Raw genomic sequence first — 21,472 nt, 5'->3', positions numbered from 1 at the left:
ATGGTTTTTTCTGAACAGCACCTTGAGCACCGGTACCGATGATACAGTTGGATTCTTTCAGAATGCATATAACGCGTGACTCCGCTGCTTTTCTCTGAATTCTCAAACTAAAAAGCCTAGGAAGCTATCCTAGGCTTTTAGATTCATAGATTAACGGTATTGAACGATGTCAAAATGTAATCTTGGGTTAAAATCTAATTGATTGTACATATTTTTCATAGTAGACGTTTGTTTTTGTGCCCAAGCAATATCTGTTGCATATTGATGGGTACCTGGACTCGATGGATTCCATCTCATTTTGTAGATTGTATCTTGACCATGGTTGTTATAAACATAACGATCCGCTATCCAGCCTGCTCCGCCTTTTATTGCTGCAGCTGGTGTAAACCACCCTGCATTATACGCATAAAATGCACCACCACGTCTCGGACTACTATCAAAAGCGGCAATTCCGTACATGTTATAGGTTGTGCGTATATTACTTAAACGACTACGGTTTGAAGAGGTGACAAGTTCCAAATCTCCTGATGAGTTACGACCTACTTCAATACCTTGAGCCAGATCTGAGCTACCATGCCCTGTTTCTAAAATTGCATGCGCAATTAAATATAATTCATTAACATCGTGTTCTTTACTAGCTTGTGAAAAAGCTTGTCCTTGACCTTCAAGTACTCTCTTGCCTCTTAAAAAGTCATTTAATTGTGATGTAGATACCCCTACACTAGAAGATAAAACAAGGTGTTGAAACTTATCATTATTATTTGGGTTCAAATATTCCCGAACATCAGATTCTTTAGGATTACGCCATGCACCATAGCTAATCTCATGCCACGTATTTCCTTCTTTGACAACAGTTATTGTAGAACCTGCACTAACTCTTCCGAAAACGTGACTATTTGATGAAGAGCTTTCACGAACATTCACATTCGCAGTAGTTGTTGCGCGATAACCTGCTAACGAACTATGCACATATAACGTTTGTCCATTGTATCTAATTTCAAACCAAGTAGTACTGCCTGAAACTGTCGCTCCTGACGTTGTACCTAAAATTTCTATACTTGTATTTCTAGGTACATTGGCGGCGACGCTTGATGTTAAATTAGGGCTTGTACGTAGGTTAACACCATCACCTGAAATGTATCCACCTGATAAATTAACGTAGTCCGCATGAACAAAAGCATTTTGATTACGATATTTATCCGTTTGTGGGCTACGCCCCATTTGAGTGCTTAAGGCTTGATTTAGTGTTCTATCTGCTTGATAGTAGGTAATTACTTCTTTACCTGATAACTCTTCAAGCTTTTCAAGAGTCTTACTATCTGCGATACCTGTCACTTCTAAACCATGATCGCCTTGAAACTCTTTTAGTTGTCTTGTTGTAATCGATCCAAAGTATGTAGTTGGTGAAGATGAAACTCCATAACCTAAAGTAGCTAGTTGCTCTTTTATTTTAATAACATCTTCATGATACATCCCTTGTTGCAATGGGCGATTAGCAAGTTTAGATAAAAGATCAATCGTTTCACGGTTGGCTACTCCTGTTGGCTTGAGTCCATTATCACTTTGAAACTCTTTAACTCGATCTGCAGTTATTGAGCCATAAAGACTAGTCGGATTATCTGAAACAGGATAACCCATTATAGCTAAATGAATCTTCAAATCTACCACTCTCGAATCTCTCATACCAGAGTATAAAGAGTTTTCAACAATTTCATTTAATTTTCCTAGTGTTGCCGGACCTACAATCCCGTCCACAGTTAGTCCATATGCCGCTTGAAACTCTTTAACCTGTGAGGTTGTAATAGGACCAAAATACGTTGTTCTACTACTTGAAACTGCAAAGCCTGCTATTTCTAATTTCAGTTTAAGATCACTTACATCTTCGTGATACATCCCTTCTCGAAGTGGACCAGTCGCTTGTTGACTTAATGTATTAATCGTAACCTGATCAGCAATTCCAGTAGCAGGCAAATTATTTGCTATTTGAAACTGCTTTACTTGCGAAGCTGTAATAGAACCATATAAAGTCGTTGGATTACTTGATACTGAAAGACCCATAATTGCTAAATGCTCTTTTAATTTGATAACATCAGAATGGCGATCTCCTTGGGAGTATACCTTAGTTGTTAATTTATTTAATGTATCTAACGTTTCTTTATTAGCAACTCCCGTTACTTCTAAACCATACACCTCTTGAAAGCTTTTTAACTGTGATTCAGTGATAGGACCGAAGTATGTTGTTGGGTTACTTGATACCGAAAGGTTCAACTTAGCTAATTTTACTTTTAAGTCAATAACATCTTCACGATACATACCTACTTGAAGGTCACCTAATGCTAATTCTTGAAGCTTTTCTATAGTTTTAGCATCAGCATTTCCAGTAGCCTCTAGTCCATATGCCTCCTGGAAATTCCTCACCTGTCTTTCAGTGATTGAACCATAAAAGGTAGTTGGAGTACTTGACACTTCAAAACCCATAATTGCCAAATGTATTTTTAGATCAACGACTAAATCATCATTGTCTCCTTGCTTTAATACAGGCTCTTCATTTTGAGCAGTATTAATTGACAATGACTCTATCTCCGGTTCTTGCTCCTCTTCCTTCTCTACTAACGTGTCTTCAGTACTAGATTCTTCAGTACTTCCCTCATGTATGGAATCGGCCTCTTCAATGACCATTAAAAAAAGAACTTCGTCAACTTGACCACTAGGCTCAAGATCATTATTTTCTTGATAGACAATAACCTGTTCCTGAGTCTCTTCGTCAAATAGGTCTTCATCAAGACTTATATCATACCCCAAAGCTTTTAACGCTTCTTTTAACTCAACGACTTTAGACCCACTAGAGCCTAACTCCATTACAAAAACCTCTTCATTTTCCTCTATATTCGTGACTTCGGCAATACTACTTGTGATAGGTACAAAAACAATAACTGTTGCTGTCAAACCTGTCATAAAAGTATATCTAGCTTTTTTAAGCATAAAAATCTCCTTTCAAAATACTAAATCAACACTATCATCACTAAGATTACTATAATTATATTTTCTAAAAAAGTAAATAGTCCCTTAACTTGTTTATATCATGTCGTTAATAAATAGTTATTTATACCTAATTCCATTGACTAAACAAGGGTTAATACCTAATCACTATAGCATAAAAACATACCTATACATATGAATCCTTACTCTTTATCTTTTTGTACTGCTTTCATAAATGATGCAAATAATCGTCGTATAGGCTTCATCAAATGCCAAGATCTACTCTCTTTAATTTGCCTCATTCTTTTTTCATATCTATCTCTTTCTTTTTCAAGTTGAATTAGTTCTTTTTTCAAAACAGATAATTCATCTTCAAGGTGGCCAATTGTCATACTATTTAACTTATCAATGATTTCAAAACCCACCTTCACTGGCTTATTATATACTTCCTCACTTAAAATTGTACAACCATAAAATTTCCCAAGTACTTTACTTATAAATGGATCTAGTTCATCATTATTAAAGGTAGCAATGATTAATTCTGTCTCTTTCTTATTATTGATTTGAACAGAACCAAAAATATCCTCTATATCTGCCTGTTTCTTAAGCCATTTTTTTTCTCTTTGATTTAATGAACGATCAAATACTACTTTTTTACTTTTCAGTGTTAACTGTTTTGGAGATTTAAGTACAACTTTAGATGAAGACCTACTCTGCAAAGAATCCATAATCGATTTAAAGTCAAAGAAAATATTGGAATTAGACGTGTTAAAATTGACCGTTTCCGGAAAATAAAAACTAACAATTTCTTTAGGTATGTCTTTAGAAACTCCTTCTATCGGAAATAAATGAGATCCTAAACCAGCTTTTGTATTTAACTCTAATACAACCCCACTTTTCATTGTAGGATCAACTATCATGTCTACACCACATTGTGTGAGACCAGGAACAACCTGTACAGCTTTAACAGCAATCTCTTTTACAGCATCAGTTAATTGATCTGTAACATCAATCGGCTCTCCACCTTTAGACACATTACTGATTTTCCTAAGGTATATCCTTCTTCCTTTTTTCGGAATGCTATTAAGGTCATAACCAGCCATATTTATGGAGTGCTGAACTTCTCTATCAATTCTAATAGGCCTAAAGTACAAATGAGGTATTTCTTTTCTTTCTTTATTTTTAATCCTTATTAATTCCTGTATCGTGTTTTCTCCGTTGCCAATAATATTAGCCGGCCTTCGATTAGCTGCACCTAACACCTTACCATCTAATACATAAATTCGAATTTCCTCACCTTGAATATATCTTTCAACAATCACCTCAGGCAACTTTAATTGATATCTAACATACTCTAAAGCTTCTTTTAACTCTTCTTCATCAGAAATATTAGCAATTACACCTTTACCGGCGCTACCATTAGTTGGTTTAATTACGAGAGGGTACTTTAAAGATCTCGCGTATTGGATGATTTGATCGTCGTTAATTTCCTTATTAAACCTTTGCCCTTGTGGTATAGGAACTTTTCCTTTTTCCAAATAAGCAGCAGTTAAACTTTTATTGTTACAAATTCCATATGCTTCTTCAGATACTTTATCCCCTTTAGAGCTATGAAAGTTATGAGACCTCCCATTATATGATAGCTGATATCTTATTTGTACTTTATTATCCTCAATATAATTGTAAAAAGTAACCTCTATACCTCTTCTCCATGCTTCTAACGCAATTACATACATACTAGTTTTTTTTCGCCGTGCCTCTAATGGGATCGCATCTACATAATGTGAGAGCCATTTCTTTTGTTCAGACATAAATATTTACCTCTTTTATCATTATATAGTATAAGCTTTCATTCCTATTATTTTCTATTTCTTATTTTATTTATTATTCTTCTTATCAAACCTTTGCTCAACTTCTTATATTCATGTTTTATCGTTTTTAACTCAGCATTTAATTTATGGTTCTTATCATTCAATATATGATTCTTGTCATGTAATTTTTTATTTTTTCTCTTTAGTACTCCAACATGTCTTTGTAAATTAACTGTTTTCTCTTGAAGACTATTATTTTCCCGAATACTGAACCCACTGACAATCATACTGTTCGACTCTTCAACATTGATATTGTTAATTTCATCCACAAATATAGAATTGGTATGAAACTCACGTAAGAAACTTTCTATATTCTCTTTAGATCCAGCTAATTGAACTTCGATTCCTTCATTACTGTTTTCGACATAACCGTTCAGTTTTAGTTTAAGAGCCAAATTTCTGATTAACACTTTTAGAGACTTAGACTGCGTCTTAGTGTTGAAAAAAACCTTCTTTTTTATAAAATCACTTATAGTAAGTGATGGTAATGTATATTCGTATACTTTACCTTCTTTAAAAAGATTAACAATCGTTTCATAATCAAATATTAAATCGGTTCTAGGATTATTCTTCGTTTCTGGAAAATAATGATCCACTATTGCTCTTGGTACATCTCTTGCAACTCCTTTAATGGGGTATAAAAATGCTCCTAAATGAGCACGTGAATTTACTTCAATTACATATCCAGTATTCTTCTTAAAATCAATAATCATATCTAACCCACAATGATTCATACCAACTGCTTTGGCAGCAGAAATCGCGATCTTCTCTAATTCGGGACTAAAATGATTCGTTACTTCGATTGGATCCCCACCAGAAGATAAATTACTTGTTTCTTTCAAAAATACAATTTCTCCTTCTGATAAGATTGTATGCTCGTTATAATTAAGTTCTTTTAAAGCTGTCAAGGCTTGATCATCAAGTTTGATTAATCTTTTATATAAATTAGGATTTTCTTTTCTTAATATATTTTTCTTCTCTACTAAATCTTTAATTGTACTTTTTCCATCGCCAACTATATTTGCAGGTACTCTTTTTACAGCTGCAATAACTTTATCTTCAATTACATATACTCTGCATTCATCGCCATCTACATGTTTTTCAATAATAAAATCTTCTGAGTTCATCACTTCACAGTTGTACTGTATTGCCTTAAATGCAGTATCTATATCTGTAATATTAACAAAAACTCCCTTACCTAGACTCCCTTTCATTTGCTTTACAACAACAGGAAAGTCAATTTCATCAATAAATTCAAGTACTTCTTCTTTATTGTAGTTTCTAGGGAAGCTCTTTCCAATTGGAGTCGGTACATTATGTTTAACTAAACACTCCCGTGTTAACTCTTTACTTCTACAAGCTTTAATTGCTTCTGAAGTTATTTTATCCCCTTTTGAATAAGAAAAGTAATGGGTTCTTTCCTTTGATTTAAGAAGATATCTAATCACATTTTTATCTTTTCTTTTTTCTCTTAAATGATAAAAGGTTAATTCTAAGCCACGTCTCCAGCCCTCTAAAGCAATCGTATACATGCTTAATTGATCTCCATATGCCTCAAGTGGAATTGCTCCCTCTAAATGTTCTAACCATGTAGTAGTGGCTTTATCCTTTTTCTCCATTATCCTCACCCCTAATATATTGTTCTCATACTAGCTAAAGATTTTTTTTATACGCTTTAACAGGTCTATTGTAAACCTTATGGGTCTCGTTAATTTCCACAACCTACTTTGGTATAAAGCTAAGTATTTCGCTTCTGCCTTTTCTCGTTGTTTCTCGATTTTCTCAATTTTCTTATTAACCTTTTTAATTTCATATTTTATTTCTTTTAATTCTGCATGTATATCAAAGCCAATACAAATTGGCTTTGACCAAGGAATAGGATCAATTTTGAAAATCTCAATATCATGATTTGATTGATATAAATGATTTTGAAACCCCTCTACACTCTCTTTATTAGTTCCAGCTACTATTATATCAATACTTTCATTTGAAATGTTATCTACATAGCCATCTAAACCTAACTCAAATGCAGTTTTTCTTAACCACTGATGATATGAAACATTATTAACCCTTCCGTATACCTTATATTTCAATGCATATACATCACCTAATGGTGCATCCGCAACTTCTACTTCACTTGAAACACCTGTAGATAATGGCAATAATACTTTTTTATAATTAAAAAAGAAATTAGACTTCTTTTTATTTTTAGTTTCTGGAAAATAAAAGTCTATAATTGCTTCTGGAATATCTCTAGACTTCCCTTCCAAAGGGAACACTAAAGATCCAATTTGCGAAGTAGGGTTTAACTCAATTACAACTGTGTTGTCAACATTCTCCATATCACATATTAAGTCCACTCCTCCATGCAATAAACCTGGTACTGCTTTAATTGCATTTATGGCGATTTCTTTAATTTGCGATGGTATAATATCCAAAACGTCGAGTGAATCCCCTCCTAGTGAAATGTTTGCAGTTTCCCTAAGGACAACTACCTCGCCTTCTTTAGGAATACTCTCCAAATAATAACCTCTTTCATTAAGAAAGTGTTTAAGTTCATCGTCTTCTTTAATTAAGCAACTCCTTAATCTAGGGTGTTGCTTTCTCGACTCATTTTTATTGTAAATTAGGTCTTTAATGGAATTAACACCATCACCTATTACATGTGCAGGTTTTCTTTGAATTGCACCAACTACTTCATCACCAACAACATATAAACGTAAATCTGCACCTTCGATGTATCTTTCAACAATAATCTCATTGTAATTCATTTCATCACGCACAAAAATAACAGCTTCTTCTAACTGTTTCTCATTTGTAATATTTGTTTTAACCCCTTTACCAAAACTCCCATCCACAGGCTTAACTACTAATGGAAAGCCTATATCTTGACACTTAGTTATGATTTCATTTAAATTATTTCTACTATTAAATGTCTCACCACGAGGAATAGGGACATGAGCTTTTCCTAACTCTTCTTTCGTTAGTTCTTTATTTGACGCTAGTTCAACGCCTTGATTTGTCACCTTATCTCCTCTTGAACGAAAAAAATAGTGAGTTCTATCTTCACTGCTTAATGAAAAAAGTCGGCCAGGCTCATCAACATACCACACCTTCATATTAGCAAAATGACCACTTTCTTTAGAGTACCACTTCAACGATAACCCTCTTCTCCATCCTTCAAGAGCTATTAAATATGGACACATTAAGTGTCCATATGCTCCTTCAAGTACATTAGAATCGAGGCTAAATGGATATCCTTTTTCTTCTTTCATATCAAATCCTCCTATTTAGCACACTATTAGCTATATGATTAAATTCTGAAAACTCTTTTCCCTCCAACAAATCCTTTACTAACCTTACCTCTGCTTCAAGAAAGTATTCGCCTAACAGAAGGTCAGTTTCTTTATTAAACTTGTCATAATGTCCTGGTTTCGGTGTGAATTCACCAAAATACATTTGATTCTCTTCACCGAAAAGAAAGTCCATTCTGATAAAAGGACTTGGAATTTCAGTGCTTAACTCTTCTACACGTTCTATCATTTCAAGGTCCACTCCCTGGCCCTTGAAATTCTGTTGAGCATATTTCCCCGTTTCAACCATTTTACCATTTCGATTCCACCAACAATATTTAAGATCAGGTGACCTTATCACTTCAAGAATTAAGGCAACCTTTCCATAGAAACAATAGAATTTAAAATCTCTAGCAGGCTTTTTTGACTCTTTATTTTCGAATATCAATTCCTCAATCAACCATGTATCATGTTCAACTAGTCCCGACTGCAAGTCCGCTTTCATATGAGATTGAAGATCCCTCCAACTGGATAACCCTTGTCCGCTTCTTACGTTAACAATATCTCCCCTATCATAAACGAGATATACACCTCTAGAACCCGCACTTGATAATGGTTTAATCGCCACTCCATACTGTTCTTTAAGATTTTGGTAAGAATAAGTTTCCTTAGATACATTCGGTCGAGGAATATTTAAATGATCTACAAATTGATAAGCAACGCTTTTATTATCCAATATCCATTCAGGTATAAAAGAATCTAACTGTCTTTTTCTAATTCGGAGGGTTATGCATGACCTGAAAGATGCAACTTGATTTAAATAAATATCTCCCTCTGGATAAGCACTGCGCGTCATAAACTCTGGTACTTGATGTGCTTTTAAACCATCTAATATTTTCTGATAAATTGGTTGTCTCAATACTTCTTCACTATTTTCAAAGTGTTTTGCTACTTCAGTTAAAGACCGCACATATTCCTCATTTAAAGTGGAATTCGATTTCATGAGCGTCTCCAAAGAAGGCAGTATTTCACCATTATATATCGATTGCTTCAGAGCTTCGGTCAATAATGAAAATGATGTATCTAACTGTTCTAAATTTTGTTTAAGAGACTTCCCTTCTAACTCTTTACGTACATAAACTTCATAATGATATTTTTCTGTTAAAACTTCAAGGTCTCTCTTTAATCGGCGATTTAGTAGTTCGAGCTTTTTAGTTTTTGCTACTTCTCTAGCTGCCAACTTACTCTTCAATTTATTGACTATCGTCTGAGGTAATGTTAACACTTTTCTAATTGGCCAAGTTGCTTTCCAAACATAACTTGACGTCACTTCTTTGTTCTTACGTTCCAATGCTAGCTTTTCATTAGCAATCCGTCTTTTTTCTTCTATAGCATTTCTTAACTTTTCATCTTTAGTAATTAGTTCATTTAATAATCTTTTTTCATTATCGCTTTCCTGTTTTGAACCTTTACTATTCAAAAAGCATCGCCTCCTGTGACCAATTTTCAGAAGCGATCTCAACTTTTTCATCTGTTAGTTCTATTTGTTCAATTAATTTCTTTCTAACATCATTATTTTTAGGGTACCAAGAGCATTTAAAGTCTCCTTCTACGTATTCAGAAATCAAAGAAGCTTCAACTGAAAACGAGTTAATCAAGCTCTCATTTTTAACTACAGAAACTTTATCAGTTACTATTAAAGGACGGTACTTTTGCCAATCAGTTAATATATTTGAATCCCTAAATACGAGGACGTTCGACTGGACCCGCTCACCATAACAAACCATTTCAACTTTACTTTGATTTAACAACTTTCGAATGAGAGGGTTCACTTTTTTATCTGGGCTTAATTCATACGTAAATAATTGCAATAAAGCAACACGGTAACCCTTATTTTCAAAAGCCTCGATCTCCTTTATAATGGGAGCAATTTGCTCCTCCGCTTGTCTGAAATCGAAAGCAATGACAATGTCAAATAACCGAAATCCTTCACTTTTTGCTTCTTTTTCAGGCCACATTGGTTCTGGCGCTGAGAACAGACGATTAGTAAGGGGAAATGAAAGATATAAATCATTAGTTGTATCATGATAATAATCATGACTCTCTTCATATTCTCTTCTTACGCCCATTTTAAACCCATGGTACCCAAACGCTGAATTCCCTGTTAATGAGCCACTTGTTTGCCTTTGAAACGAGAGAGGACCTGTCTTTAATGGAACAACCGATTTCTCACCATACACCTTTTTAATTCTGCGAATGAATTCCGAATCAGCTGCAAACCTTACACTATCCCAATAACCAATATCCCCTAAAACGGGCTCACGACGAAATAAGAAGGAAGACATATTACTAAAAATGTACGTCCCAGGCTTCCCTCTTCGATAAAGCTTCAATTCATTCGTCATTCTAGCTTGCTCTGACGTATTTCCAATTACAGTAGGATTAGCAATCAAATGCTCAGTTTGTGTACGGATTTTTTCCACATGTGACCAATCATCTGCATCATTAACAGTAATGAAGTCCCCTGTCACTTGCTTTAACGCTAAATTTCGCGCCATATAGGCACCGCCGTTCGTTTCGGCCTGTAGCAGCTTCACTCTAGAATCTTGTTCAGTAAACTTCTGAACAATCGACACCGTGTTATCTTGACTACAATCATCAACAACAAATAGCTCAAGATTCCTCCACGTTTGCGATAAAATAGACTGTATCGATGTTTTGATAACATCTTCCGCATTATAAACGGGCATAATAACCGACACTTTTGGATCTTGCTCACGATTATCGTTAGTATGAGCTCTTCTCTCCTCTGACTGTAAACGGTCATAGTCCAGCTTCGTTCCCTTACCCCGAGACAAAGACACATGAGGAACACCACACATTTGCAATGATCGATTAATCCAGATTAATCGAAGTTCAGAATCCGTTTCTAAATTAGCATAGGCTAAAAACAAATCTGGGTGCTCTTCCATAGCTAGTGCTTCGTCTAACAGTTTCTTTGCCTCACTTCTATTCCCTAGAATCTCATGACACTCCGCCTTCATGATCGCCGCCTGTCGTAATCGATTCGTGTCCACTTCATCCTTTATCGCTTGCTCTAAAATCGTTATACATTTTTCAGCGCTTTCCTTACTATATTGATTGGCATACCAAAGGGCCATTTCCCAACGTGCAAGGCGATTTAAATACGGTTCGTTCTGACGTGTACAAAGGGCTTCAAGGTCTACTAAAGCCCGTCTCGTAAACCCTAAATTGTAGAGCCGATGCTTAACTTGGTTCACTTCGCTTCTTTGCCATTTTCCAGAAAAAAGTAACTTCTTAATATAAAATTTTTGCTTATCTGTTAGATGATCCTTCACCCATTCCCTTTGCTTAGGGGTAAACAATTTAAAGCTTAACCGTTCTGTCATGTGAAGCATTTTTCGGATGTTTGCTTTCATTTTATCTCAACACCTTACTTACTACTTGATTTCTTTTGCTTCTTTACTCTTTTACTTGGCTTTCTTAACGTTACTTTTTTCTTTTGCTTCCGGCTACCTGTTACACTTTCACGATAAAGAGCGACTGCCTCCTCAGGATCACCATCAAAACGAACCTGGCCTTTTTCCATCCAAATGACTCTTGTACAAATCTTTTCAACAAAGTTCATACTATGTGACACAATGATGACAGCCTTAGCCTTTTCCATCATTTCTTGAATACGTTCACTCGCTTTTTGTTTAAAAGCCATATCACCTGTTGAAAGCGCCTCATCAATAATAAAGATATCCGGTTGTATCGTCGCCGCAATGCTAAACCCTAGCCTAGCTTGCATCCCACTAGAATATTCCTTTACAGGCTTATCGATAGCGGCTTTCAACCCAGAATATTCAACAATCTTAGGGTAATCCTCTTCAATTTTCGATTTCGGAATCCCAAGGAGCATACCATTTAAATAAATATTGTCACTTCCAGATAACTGAGTGTTAAAACCTGTCCCATATCCAAGCAGTGAAGTTGTTTCTCCTCTCAACGTCAAATCACCAGTATCAGGAGTTAAGATATTTGTCATTAATCGACACAGCGTACTCTTACCAGCTCCGTTATGTCCAATAATACCTACGACTTCTCCTTCTCTGACATGAAAGCTAACATCCTTTAAAGCCCAAAATGTTGAATCTTTCATTTTATATCCAACGCCCACATTATGTGCTTCAACTATTACTTTATCACGAACATTCTGTTGTGTTTTCTGAATTTCCAATTTCTTTTTAGGGCGCCTTTTTTTCACAGGAACCGACTCTTTATACATTTGCACAATGGTGGAAGGATCTCCAACTTCGCGAATGCTCCCTTTTTCCAACCATACGAGGCGATCACAGTTCTTTTCAGCAAACCTCAAACTATGTGTAACTAGAATAACCATTTTTGCTTTCTTCACTAAATCGCGCATTTTCTCCGCCGCTTTATAACTAAAGCCAGCATCCCCTGTATTCAAAGCCTCGTCCAAAATTAAGACCTCTGGCTCAAGAAACGAAGCCACACTAAATCCGAGGCGTGCCTTCATCCCACTTGAATATCGCTTCATCGGTTGATCAAGGAACACACCTAATTCCGAAAATTCGTGTATGTCATCAATAAACTCATCAATCTTACCCTTATCAATCCCAAGCATCATACCGTTCAAGTAGACATTTTCTCTACCTGTTAATTCCTTATTAAAACCCATTCCTAATGAAAAAAGCGCTGAAATACGACCATCTACCTTATAGCTACCTTCATCAGGCTGTAAAATACCTGAAATCACTTTGCATAATGTTGTCTTTCCAGAGCCATTCGAACCGATAATTCCAAGGATTTCCCCTTTATATCCCTTCAAACTAATATCTTTTAAAGGCCAAACAACTTTCCCAGACCCGTCCTCATGCTCTTTTTTTCTTTTGAATAGTTTAATAATATGCGATTTATAATCATCTTTGTTAAGCCCTTGTCTAAATGCAACACTTAATTTGTTAACATCCAATACAACTTCCTTTGATTGTTCATTTTCATCAAACATGTTCATTCCCTCTTTATTTTGGGTTATAACGCATTTAAAGCGCCTTGATTATTTTATGCTCATTCTTACTATAGAAGAATATCATCCCGACTATAAGTATGAAAGATACAGTTAAAATAACAAGCAAACCAGTTATTTGTGGTAATTGTTGATACATTATAACAGCTCTATAAGAATCCAAGATAATTGCAACTGGATTATAATCCACAATCCAACTATACTCAGGACCTAGTCGTCTTAGTCGACCGCCTTCCCATATTATAGGCGAGGCATAAAAAAATACTCGTAATATGTGAGTTAAAATATTATCAACATCTCGAATAAACACACACACATATGAAATTGATAAGCTAATTGATAGCAGAAACACAAGCTGAACCAGTATAATTAATGGCAAAAATACCACCTGCCATCCTGGAATAACGCCAAAAGCAATTAAAAAAATGGCAATAACAACCATCCCAAAGACAAAATTCACCATCTGTGTAAATGAAACAGCTATCGAAAAAATCGACTTAGGTAAATATACTTGGTTTATAATAGCCGATTGTCTTGTTATAGCTCTTGCAGAAGAACTGACAGTTGTATTCATCCAACGCCATCCAATTAAACCGATTACTAAAAATACAGCGTAATTTTCTCCTTCATTCCTTCCTAAAATAACTACAACTAAAAAATAATAAACCAAAACATTCAATAAAGGATCTAGTAGCCACCAAAAATAACCTAAGTAACTGTTTCGATGCTCGGCCTTTAATCCCGATTTTACAAGGTAAATTAATAAATCTTTTCTCTTTAACATTTCATTTATATAATCACGCATTTTATTTTCTCACACCGCCATTTCAAAGTTCCCACATTTATAGTTACTATACAATACTTTAACTGTAGTGAACATCTCCCATTTCACCTAGCATACTTCACCAACTTAAACACCACATAATGACTAAAATACCACAAGCTTTTAACAAGATTTAACCCTTCGATTTCGCGGTACACGCGCCAGTTTTGCTTAGCCATTTTCACCTTATTGCTTGAAACTGATTGACGTCCAACACGATACAAAGCTAATGGCTCCTTTAGACCGTATGCAGTAAAGCCTCGCTTACAAATGTGTAGCCAGAGGACGTAGTCTTGGCGCGAGCGGATATTGACCATTTCAACGGCTCCGACCTTTTCTTTGTCGAGCATAACCGTCAGGCAGCCAATCACATTATGCTTCAATAAATCCTTATATGTCGCTTCGTCAGGCACATCCTCTAGCTTATCTGTAATATTCCCTTCTAGATCCATCACACGATATTGAGTGAAGGAAAAAGCGAGATCACGTTCTTGCATAAATTGAAGCTGTCTCTCTAGCTTATTTGGTAGCCACATATCATCACTATCTAAAAAAGCAAGATAGCGGCCGCTTGCTGCTTCAATGGCTGTATTTCGAGTAATAGCTGGACCACTATTTTGAGCTAATTGAATAAAGCGAATTCGTGGATCGCGGCTTGCATACGATTGTACGATTTGAGCTGTATCATCTGTTGAACAATCATCTACAATTAGCATCTCCCAGCTTCCATACGTTTGCGCTAAGACTGATTCAATTGTATCAGCCATATAAGTTGCTGCATTGTATGCAGGGGTAATAATCGAAACATCGGCTTGTTGATTATTCAGCTTAGTCATTACTCCCCTTCCTTTCTATTGATGAGAAGGGATTAGTTTATGATACCAAGCAACTAGCTTCTCCTCTTCCTTCTCCCAATTTAATTCGTTAACTACAGCCTGTCGACCATTTTCACCCATTTTCCTCGCTTCTTCACGATTCGTTCGTAAATATTCAATCGCATCATAAACGGCCTTCTGATCATGAGGATCAACTGCTAATCCACATTGATGCTTATCGATAAACGACTTCCACACCGGAAAGTCCGAGCATAAAATAGGCAGGCCATGACTCATGTATTCAAAGAACTTCGTAAGCTCTTTGCGCATATAATGAGGATCATACGGAAAAAGCGCGATTCCAGCCAGCCATTGCTTTTCTAAATAGGCTTGGTCAATTTCGTCTTTTGGCACATATCGTTCAATCCCTTCAATGATAATGTGCTCTTGTTTACCTTTAGCTTCGACATACATTTGTTCAGCTAAACCTTTTGCGCACTTCCCATAGAAACGTACGGTTACATCAGGATGAAAAAGTGGAATTCGTGCTTGTGTCAGTGCTCCTCTCGTTTCAGAAAGGTTCCCTGTATAGATTAGCTCATCACAAGTTTCATTCGTCTTTCGTTCTGCTTGAATCGCACCTTGATCAAGGATAGGATAATTTAATAGGCACATGCCTCGCTCATATTTTTCTTGATAATATTTTTCGGCTAAACAAAGCTCAAGCCTTCTCGAGAAGAACGATTCCATTAATCGATACGCCTTCGCTAACACCTTTTGTACGAGCTTTGGTAAATACTCTTTTTGCAAAATACTCGTTTCATAATCCTCGTGGATATCGTAGATGACGACATTAGATTTCTTCTTCAAAAGCCACGCAACTGGAAGTAATTCAGGATCGTGAATCGTGTAAACATCCGCTTGAAGCTTCTTTGCTTTTCGATACGCTTCAAACGTAGAAAGCAGCATTCGTTTTATCCGTCCGTTTCTCTTTTGTAATGACGTAACATGAATATCACTTGTACCGATAACCTCTTCTCCATTTGGAGCAATCAATGTGACATCGTAGCCTGCTTTTTGTAATGATTGACACTGTTTATAATAAATCCTTGGATCTAGTGGATGATGAACGGTCGTTATATGTACGACCTTTTGATTTTTCATCAGTAAATCACATCCTTTAACGCTTTAACGTTTGTAGAAATAACGCTTCATATTGAGCAACAATCTTATTAGCGTCAAAATGAGCCGCGCGTTCCATTCCATTTCGAGAAACCTGTTCACTCTTTTCCTTATTATATAAAAGTACTTTTTCCATCTTTTTTGCTACATCGATTTCATTACCAACTTCGCATAACTCGCCATACTTACCATCATCCAATACCTCTCTTGGCCCTGAATGACAATCCGTCGCTACGACAGGTGTCCCTGTAGCAAGTGCTTCTGCAATAACATGACTGAAGCCCTCATGAATCGACGTCAGTACAAATAAATCAGCCTTGGAAAAATATTGATAAGGATTCGCCTGGAAGCCTAAAAAATGAATACGATCAGCAATCCCTAATTCGACACCGAGTGAGAGTAAGCTCTCTTTTAACGGCCCTTCTCCTAATAAAATGAGTTGGCTACTCACTTTTTGATTTAATGCGTAAAACGCGCGTATAAGAGTTTCTTGATCCTTTTGCTTCACTAGACGCCCTGCTGTTACAATGACCTTATCTCCCGTATCAAATAATGCTTGATGAACAGAATCCATATCTTCTTCTTTCCGTTTCTGTGCAATCAATCGTAAATCTACCGGATTATAAATGACCTTAACCTCTTCAGGCTTCACTTTGTACCGCTTCACTAAATTCGCCTTCACCCCTTCTGATAATGACACAATTTGGTGAGCGAGTTTATAAACAAGACCAAAGCCGAGCAGCTGCATATTTTCTTTAAAGCTTCCACCTAAATTATCTGCTTCTCGAATCACATTTTTAGCACCTGTCCTTGATAAACGATTGGCAAGAATCGCAATCGTATTCACTCGCGGAATGGTACTAAACACGAGATCAATTTGTTCCGTTTGTATAATCTCCTTAAGCCGTCCAATCGACCGACTTAAGCGAGCTGTTTCTAATTTAATAAATGTCACATCTTCCTTTAATTCATTCTCATAAGACCCATTCATATTAAGGGTCACTAAATAAGGGGCAAAGCGTTCACGATCAACATTATTTATAATATTTAATAACGTTCTCGCCGCTCCTCCTCCACCCATTTGGTAAATAAAAAAGAGGATTTTCACTTTCTTCATCACAAGCTACCGACCTTTCTAATTAGCGGTACGTACTTTGCTCATAAACCAATAATCGATTATACCATATTCACTTAAATGAAGTCTCTTTTCTTTTAATCGTTACAAACGATGACACAACATTTTTAATATTTTTCATATATCTCTACCTACACAAGACTTTTTTAATTCTTTTAATTATCTAATATAGGTTGCTCATTGATACAGAAAGAGGTTTAATAGAGTTGAAGCAATTTCAACGATTTACATTGTTTGGAATGACACGTTCATTTCATACTTATGATAAAATAGATTGACATTATCTTTAAGAGGTGACTGTTCATGAAGGTTCGTAAAGCCATTATTCCAGCTGCAGGTCTTGGAACACGATTTTTACCTGCTACGAAAGCCCAACCGAAAGAAATGCTTCCAATTGTCGATAAGCCAACGATTCAATATATCGTGGAAGAAGCAGTAGCTGCCGGTATTGAAGATATTATCATCGTGAGTGGCCGTGGAAAACGGGCTATTGAAGACCATTTTGATAAATCATATGAGCTTGAAGAAACATTAGCTCACAAAGAAAAGTATGAAATGCTAAAAGAGGTTCAGTCGATATCCAATATTGCGAACATCCATTACATTCGTCAAAAGGAACCAAAAGGACTTGGACATGCGATTGCTTGTGCTAGTCGCTTTATCGGTGACGAGCCCTTCGCAGTTCTATTAGGCGATGATATTGTTGAATCAGATACTCCTTGCTTGAAGCAACTGATAGATGTATACAATCGATACCATTCATCTGTTGTCGGCGTTCAGCCTGTAGCAGATGAGGACGTTTCAAAATACGGCATCATTGCACCAAAGGGCAATGAAATTGAAGAGCATGTCATTCATGTCGAAACATTAGTAGAAAAGCCTAAACCTGCAGAAGCTCCATCGAACTTCGCCATTATGGGACGTTACGTTCTACGCCCTGAAATATTTGATATTTTAGCGAAGCTCGAGCCTGGAGCAGGGAACGAAATCCAATTAACAGATGCGCTCGTTAAGCTTAATCAGCAGCAAGCTGTGCTAGCATGTGAATTTACTGGAAAACGTTATGATGTCGGTGATAAGCTCGGATTTATCCAGGCAACGATTGACTTTGCGTTAAACCGTGATGATCTTCGCGATGATGTGTTGAAATACATCGAAAAGAAAGCGAACGAAAACCTTGTAAAGTAAGGCTACAATAATTAAGACAGCGCCTCATTTGATGATTCGCTGTCTTTTCTCCATTTCCTCTAAACGACTATTCAGCATACCCATAAGGATTCATCCTCTGCCAATTCCACGCATCGCGACACATTTCTTCGATTCCTTTTTCCGCTTTCCAATCTAACTGCCGAAACGCTTTTGTCGGGTCAGCATAACAGATCGCTATATCTCCTGGACGTCTCTCACTTATGACATATGGTACTTTTCGCTCTGATGCCTGCTCAAAGGCCTGAATCATTTCTAGGACACTATACCCATTCCCTGTTCCTAAATTATACGCATCGATCCCTGTGAATTGGCTTAATTTCTTAAGTGCTTTCACATGTCCTTTAGCTAAATCCACGACATGAATATAATCACGAATGCCTGTCCCATCTTTTGTCGGATAATCATGACCGAATACCGTTAGCTCGTCCAATTTTCCGATTGCCACTTGAGTAATAAAAGGCATTAAATTACTCGGAATTCCATTTGGGTCTTCACCAATAAGTCCACTAGTATGTGCTCCTACTGGGTTGAAATAACGGAGCAGCGCAATCGACCAATCTGACTGAGCACGAAACAAATCTTCTAGCATCTGTTCAATAACAAGCTTCGTTCGTCCATAAGGGTTTGTTGCTCCAAGTGGAGTTGTTTCAACTAAAGGTACATCGTCAGATAATCCATATACTGTTGCCGATGAGCTAAATACTAGCTTTTTCACTCCGTACTTTTGCATCACTTCACATAAATAAATCGTCCCTGTCACATTTTGATGATAATAGTGCAATGGCATTTCAACAGACTCACCAACTGCTTTTAATCCAGCAAAATGGATGACCGCATCAATGTTGTATTTTTCAAACACTGTCTCTAACTGTTCATAATCCAATAAATCAACCTGTTCAAAGGCACACGTTTTCCCTGTAATTTGCTCTACTCTTCTAATCGCTTCACGATGACTATTGGATAAATTATCCACAGCAATGATGTCATAACCTTCCTCAAGTAACTCAACGCAAGTATGGCTTCCGATATATCCAGCTCCACCAGTAACAAGAATCATCACTACTCACTCCTTTATCGTAACTATATCATAAGGAAATTTCTTTCAACATCCTTCACTCTTTTTTGCGACGAACTGTTCCTTTATTTGGGTGCTTTTATTATAATAAAAATAGTATTCTAGCAAATATCCTTATTATCCTCTATTATTTTGACCCAACAACTAGTAAAAGAAGGTGTTTTCTATGTCTAAGAAAGCTGTCATTTCCATTATCAGCTTTGTTATTATAATTGGTGTCGGATCTATGCTTGTATTCCCTTTCGAATCTAGTGGTAAGATTGAAGAGTTAGAGCTTGAAGCAAAAAATTCCTTTGATCAAGCTCATTTCGATGAAAGCATTGAACTGTATAAAGAAATTCTAGCAATCGACCCTTTGCACATCAATGCACGTGTTGGATTAGCACATAGCTACGTCGGCATCGCTAGGCTTGATTTAGCTGAGCAAACATTAAAGGCCGGTATTGATTTACAACCAGAAGTATCGATTTTCTATTCACATTTAGTTGATTTATACACTAGTCAATCCAACTTAACTGATGCTATTGCTACTCTAGAGCTTGGCATGCAACAAGCAGACATAGGAGAGTTTCAAGAGACGTACGATCAATTTATGGATCACATTCAAATTCATATAGAGCGTCCTTTCATTCAAATCGGACACGAACGCGCTATTGAACTTGTTTGGTCAGACGGAGAAAGCCGCATGATCCCTCTTGAGGCGGAGTGGTCGAGTGAAAATGATGATATCGCTTCTATAATGGATGAAGAGGACGACCTCGGTTTACGAATTGAAGGAATCGAGATTGGGGAAGCCACCATTGTTGCCACATCTGGTTCTATAGAGCGCGAATTAGCTATCATAGTAAAAGAACAAGTTGCCGAAGAAATCGTCTGGGAAAACATCGATGAAACACCTTTACTTGCCATGAACCAAGAGCTAGAGCTTTCGATCGTGGCATATGACAGCAACGATGAATTCATGGACATTACCCCTGAATGGGCGTTAGAAAAGGAGCTTGGTACACTAATAGAACATGAAACGAATACTCAAGCGATTCAATTTCGTGCTGAAGAAGAGGGCATTGAAACGATTCACGCAACAGCTGATGGCTTGACCTCTTCATTGGATATTCGAATTTCTGGTGACAATCATACCGTGTTAACGAATGTTACTGGAGAAGGGCAAGTAGCGATCTTCCCCGATCAGGACACGTATGAGCCGGGAACACTTATTACAATTGAAGCGATCCCTGCTCAAGGCTGGACATTTGCAAGGTGGGAAGGAGACTTAGAAGGATCTGAGGCTATACGTGATATCACCGCAGATGATCACCTCTCCATTATGGCTGTGTTCACACGCGACACAGGCGAATATACATTAGCCTTATCAAAATCAGGAGCAGGGACTGTAACAAAGGACCGTGCTGATTCAACATTCCAAGCAAACGATACCGTTACGTTACAAGCGACACCTGACTCTGGCTGGGAATTCGTTCGTTGGACAGGCACAAAGGAAAGTACGCAACCAACATTTACCATTACAATGCAGGAAGATACATCATTACGAGCTATTTTCAGAGAAGTCGAACAAACGTCAGGTGGACAAAGCAACTCTCATTCGAATGCAGGGTCTAGCTCAGGCTCTAATGCAGATTCAGGCTCAAATACACCTTCTAGCAATAATAATAGCAATAACGGTTCAGCAAGCCCGCCTCCACCTGCAGAGGAGATGCCGCCAACGAATAATGAGGACAAGAAAGAAATGGAGAAGGAAGAACCAAAACCAGAGAGCGTTCAACTGACTGTATCTCGTAGAGGAAACGGGATTGTCCTATCCAACCGTACTCAACACGAAATAGAAAAGGGGACTTCAATTACACTTGAGGCACGTCCTAATAGTGGATGGGAGTTTAGTCATTGGGAAGGAGATGCTTCAGGTTCTCGAAAGACACTTACAATCCCAATGGATCAATCGAAATCAATCACAGCTGTCTTTACCGAAATACAAAATGGGGAAGATGAGCAACAAGAAACTGAGGATGACTAAAATTA

At 36.9% G+C, this 21,472-nt stretch carries 14 protein-coding genes; 2 read left to right on the top strand and 12 right to left on the bottom strand.

Annotation, left to right across the window (positions count from 1 at the left end):
- Positions 1-150: 150 nt before the first annotated feature.
- The 11 genes from MW695_RS02545 to MW695_RS02495 form a co-directional block, all read right to left on the bottom strand.
- The gene (locus tag MW695_RS02545; protein WP_247102863.1) at positions 151-2,982 is read right to left on the bottom strand and encodes a peptidoglycan-binding protein; all 2,832 of its coding nucleotides are present in this window, start codon (positions 2,980-2,982) and stop codon (positions 151-153) included.
- Positions 2,983-3,182: 200 nt separating this feature from the next.
- Entirely contained in the window at positions 3,183-4,790 is a 1,608-nt protein-coding gene (locus MW695_RS02540) for an ATP-binding protein (protein ID WP_247102861.1), read from the bottom strand.
- A 47-nt stretch (positions 4,791-4,837) separates the two neighbouring features.
- Positions 4,838-6,469 (bottom strand): acylphosphatase, encoded by a 1,632-nt coding sequence (locus MW695_RS02535; protein ID WP_247102860.1) that lies wholly within the window; start codon positions 6,467-6,469, stop codon positions 4,838-4,840.
- Between the two features lie 30 nt (positions 6,470-6,499).
- A complete protein-coding gene (locus MW695_RS02530; RefSeq protein ID WP_247102853.1) occupies positions 6,500-8,125 on the bottom strand; it encodes an acylphosphatase in 1,626 nt (541 codons plus the stop codon).
- A 1-nt stretch (position 8,126) separates the two neighbouring features.
- Positions 8,127-9,623: an ATP-grasp fold amidoligase family protein gene (locus MW695_RS02525; RefSeq protein WP_247102848.1), complete on the bottom strand. Its 1,497-nt coding sequence runs from the start codon at positions 9,621-9,623 to the stop codon at positions 8,127-8,129.
- Positions 9,616-11,583, bottom strand: a complete 1,968-nt coding sequence (locus tag MW695_RS02520; protein WP_247102845.1) for a glycosyltransferase family A protein — start codon at positions 11,581-11,583, stop codon at positions 9,616-9,618. The genes MW695_RS02525 and MW695_RS02520 overlap by 8 nt, the downstream gene beginning before the upstream one ends.
- A 14-nt stretch (positions 11,584-11,597) precedes the next feature.
- Positions 11,598-13,181, bottom strand: coding sequence for an ABC transporter ATP-binding protein (locus MW695_RS02515; RefSeq protein ID WP_247102842.1), 1,584 nt, complete (start codon positions 13,179-13,181; stop codon positions 11,598-11,600).
- Between the two features lie 34 nt (positions 13,182-13,215).
- Positions 13,216-14,004 carry an ABC transporter permease gene (locus MW695_RS02510; RefSeq protein ID WP_247102840.1) on the bottom strand — a complete coding sequence of 263 codons (789 nt, stop codon included), beginning with the start codon at positions 14,002-14,004 and terminating at the stop codon, positions 13,216-13,218.
- Positions 14,005-14,087: 83 nt separating this feature from the next.
- Positions 14,088-14,858 carry a glycosyltransferase family 2 protein gene (locus MW695_RS02505; protein WP_247102830.1) on the bottom strand — a complete coding sequence of 257 codons (771 nt, stop codon included), beginning with the start codon at positions 14,856-14,858 and terminating at the stop codon, positions 14,088-14,090.
- 15 nt (positions 14,859-14,873) lie between these two features.
- Positions 14,874-16,001 (bottom strand): glycosyltransferase, encoded by a 1,128-nt coding sequence (locus tag MW695_RS02500; RefSeq protein WP_306421060.1) that lies wholly within the window; start codon positions 15,999-16,001, stop codon positions 14,874-14,876.
- Positions 16,002-16,017: 16 nt separating this feature from the next.
- The gene (locus tag MW695_RS02495; protein ID WP_247102808.1) at positions 16,018-17,136 is read right to left on the bottom strand and encodes a glycosyltransferase; all 1,119 of its coding nucleotides are present in this window, start codon (positions 17,134-17,136) and stop codon (positions 16,018-16,020) included.
- Between the two features lie 321 nt (positions 17,137-17,457).
- Here MW695_RS02495 and galU point away from each other — a divergent pair, with 321 nt between their 5' ends.
- Entirely contained in the window at positions 17,458-18,342 is an 885-nt protein-coding gene (galU, locus tag MW695_RS02490; RefSeq protein ID WP_247102800.1) for a UTP--glucose-1-phosphate uridylyltransferase GalU, read from the top strand.
- Positions 18,343-18,409: 67 nt separating this feature from the next.
- On the opposite strand, the gene galE is transcribed toward galU, so the two are convergent.
- The gene (galE, locus tag MW695_RS02485; protein ID WP_247102797.1) at positions 18,410-19,423 is read right to left on the bottom strand and encodes a UDP-glucose 4-epimerase GalE; all 1,014 of its coding nucleotides are present in this window, start codon (positions 19,421-19,423) and stop codon (positions 18,410-18,412) included.
- 181 nt (positions 19,424-19,604) lie between these two features.
- Between galE and MW695_RS02480 the strand changes: the two genes are divergently transcribed.
- The gene (locus MW695_RS02480; RefSeq protein WP_247102794.1) at positions 19,605-21,467 is read left to right on the top strand and encodes an InlB B-repeat-containing protein; all 1,863 of its coding nucleotides are present in this window, start codon (positions 19,605-19,607) and stop codon (positions 21,465-21,467) included.
- The last annotated feature ends 5 nt before the right edge of the window (positions 21,468-21,472 follow it).

This window comes from Halalkalibacter sp. APA_J-10(15) (assembly GCF_023017105.1).
Lineage (GTDB): Bacteria > Bacillota > Bacilli > Bacillales > Bacillaceae_D > Halalkalibacter.
The sequence above is the reverse complement of the archived record's forward strand: the minus strand, read 5'-3'. Positions and strand labels throughout refer to the sequence as shown.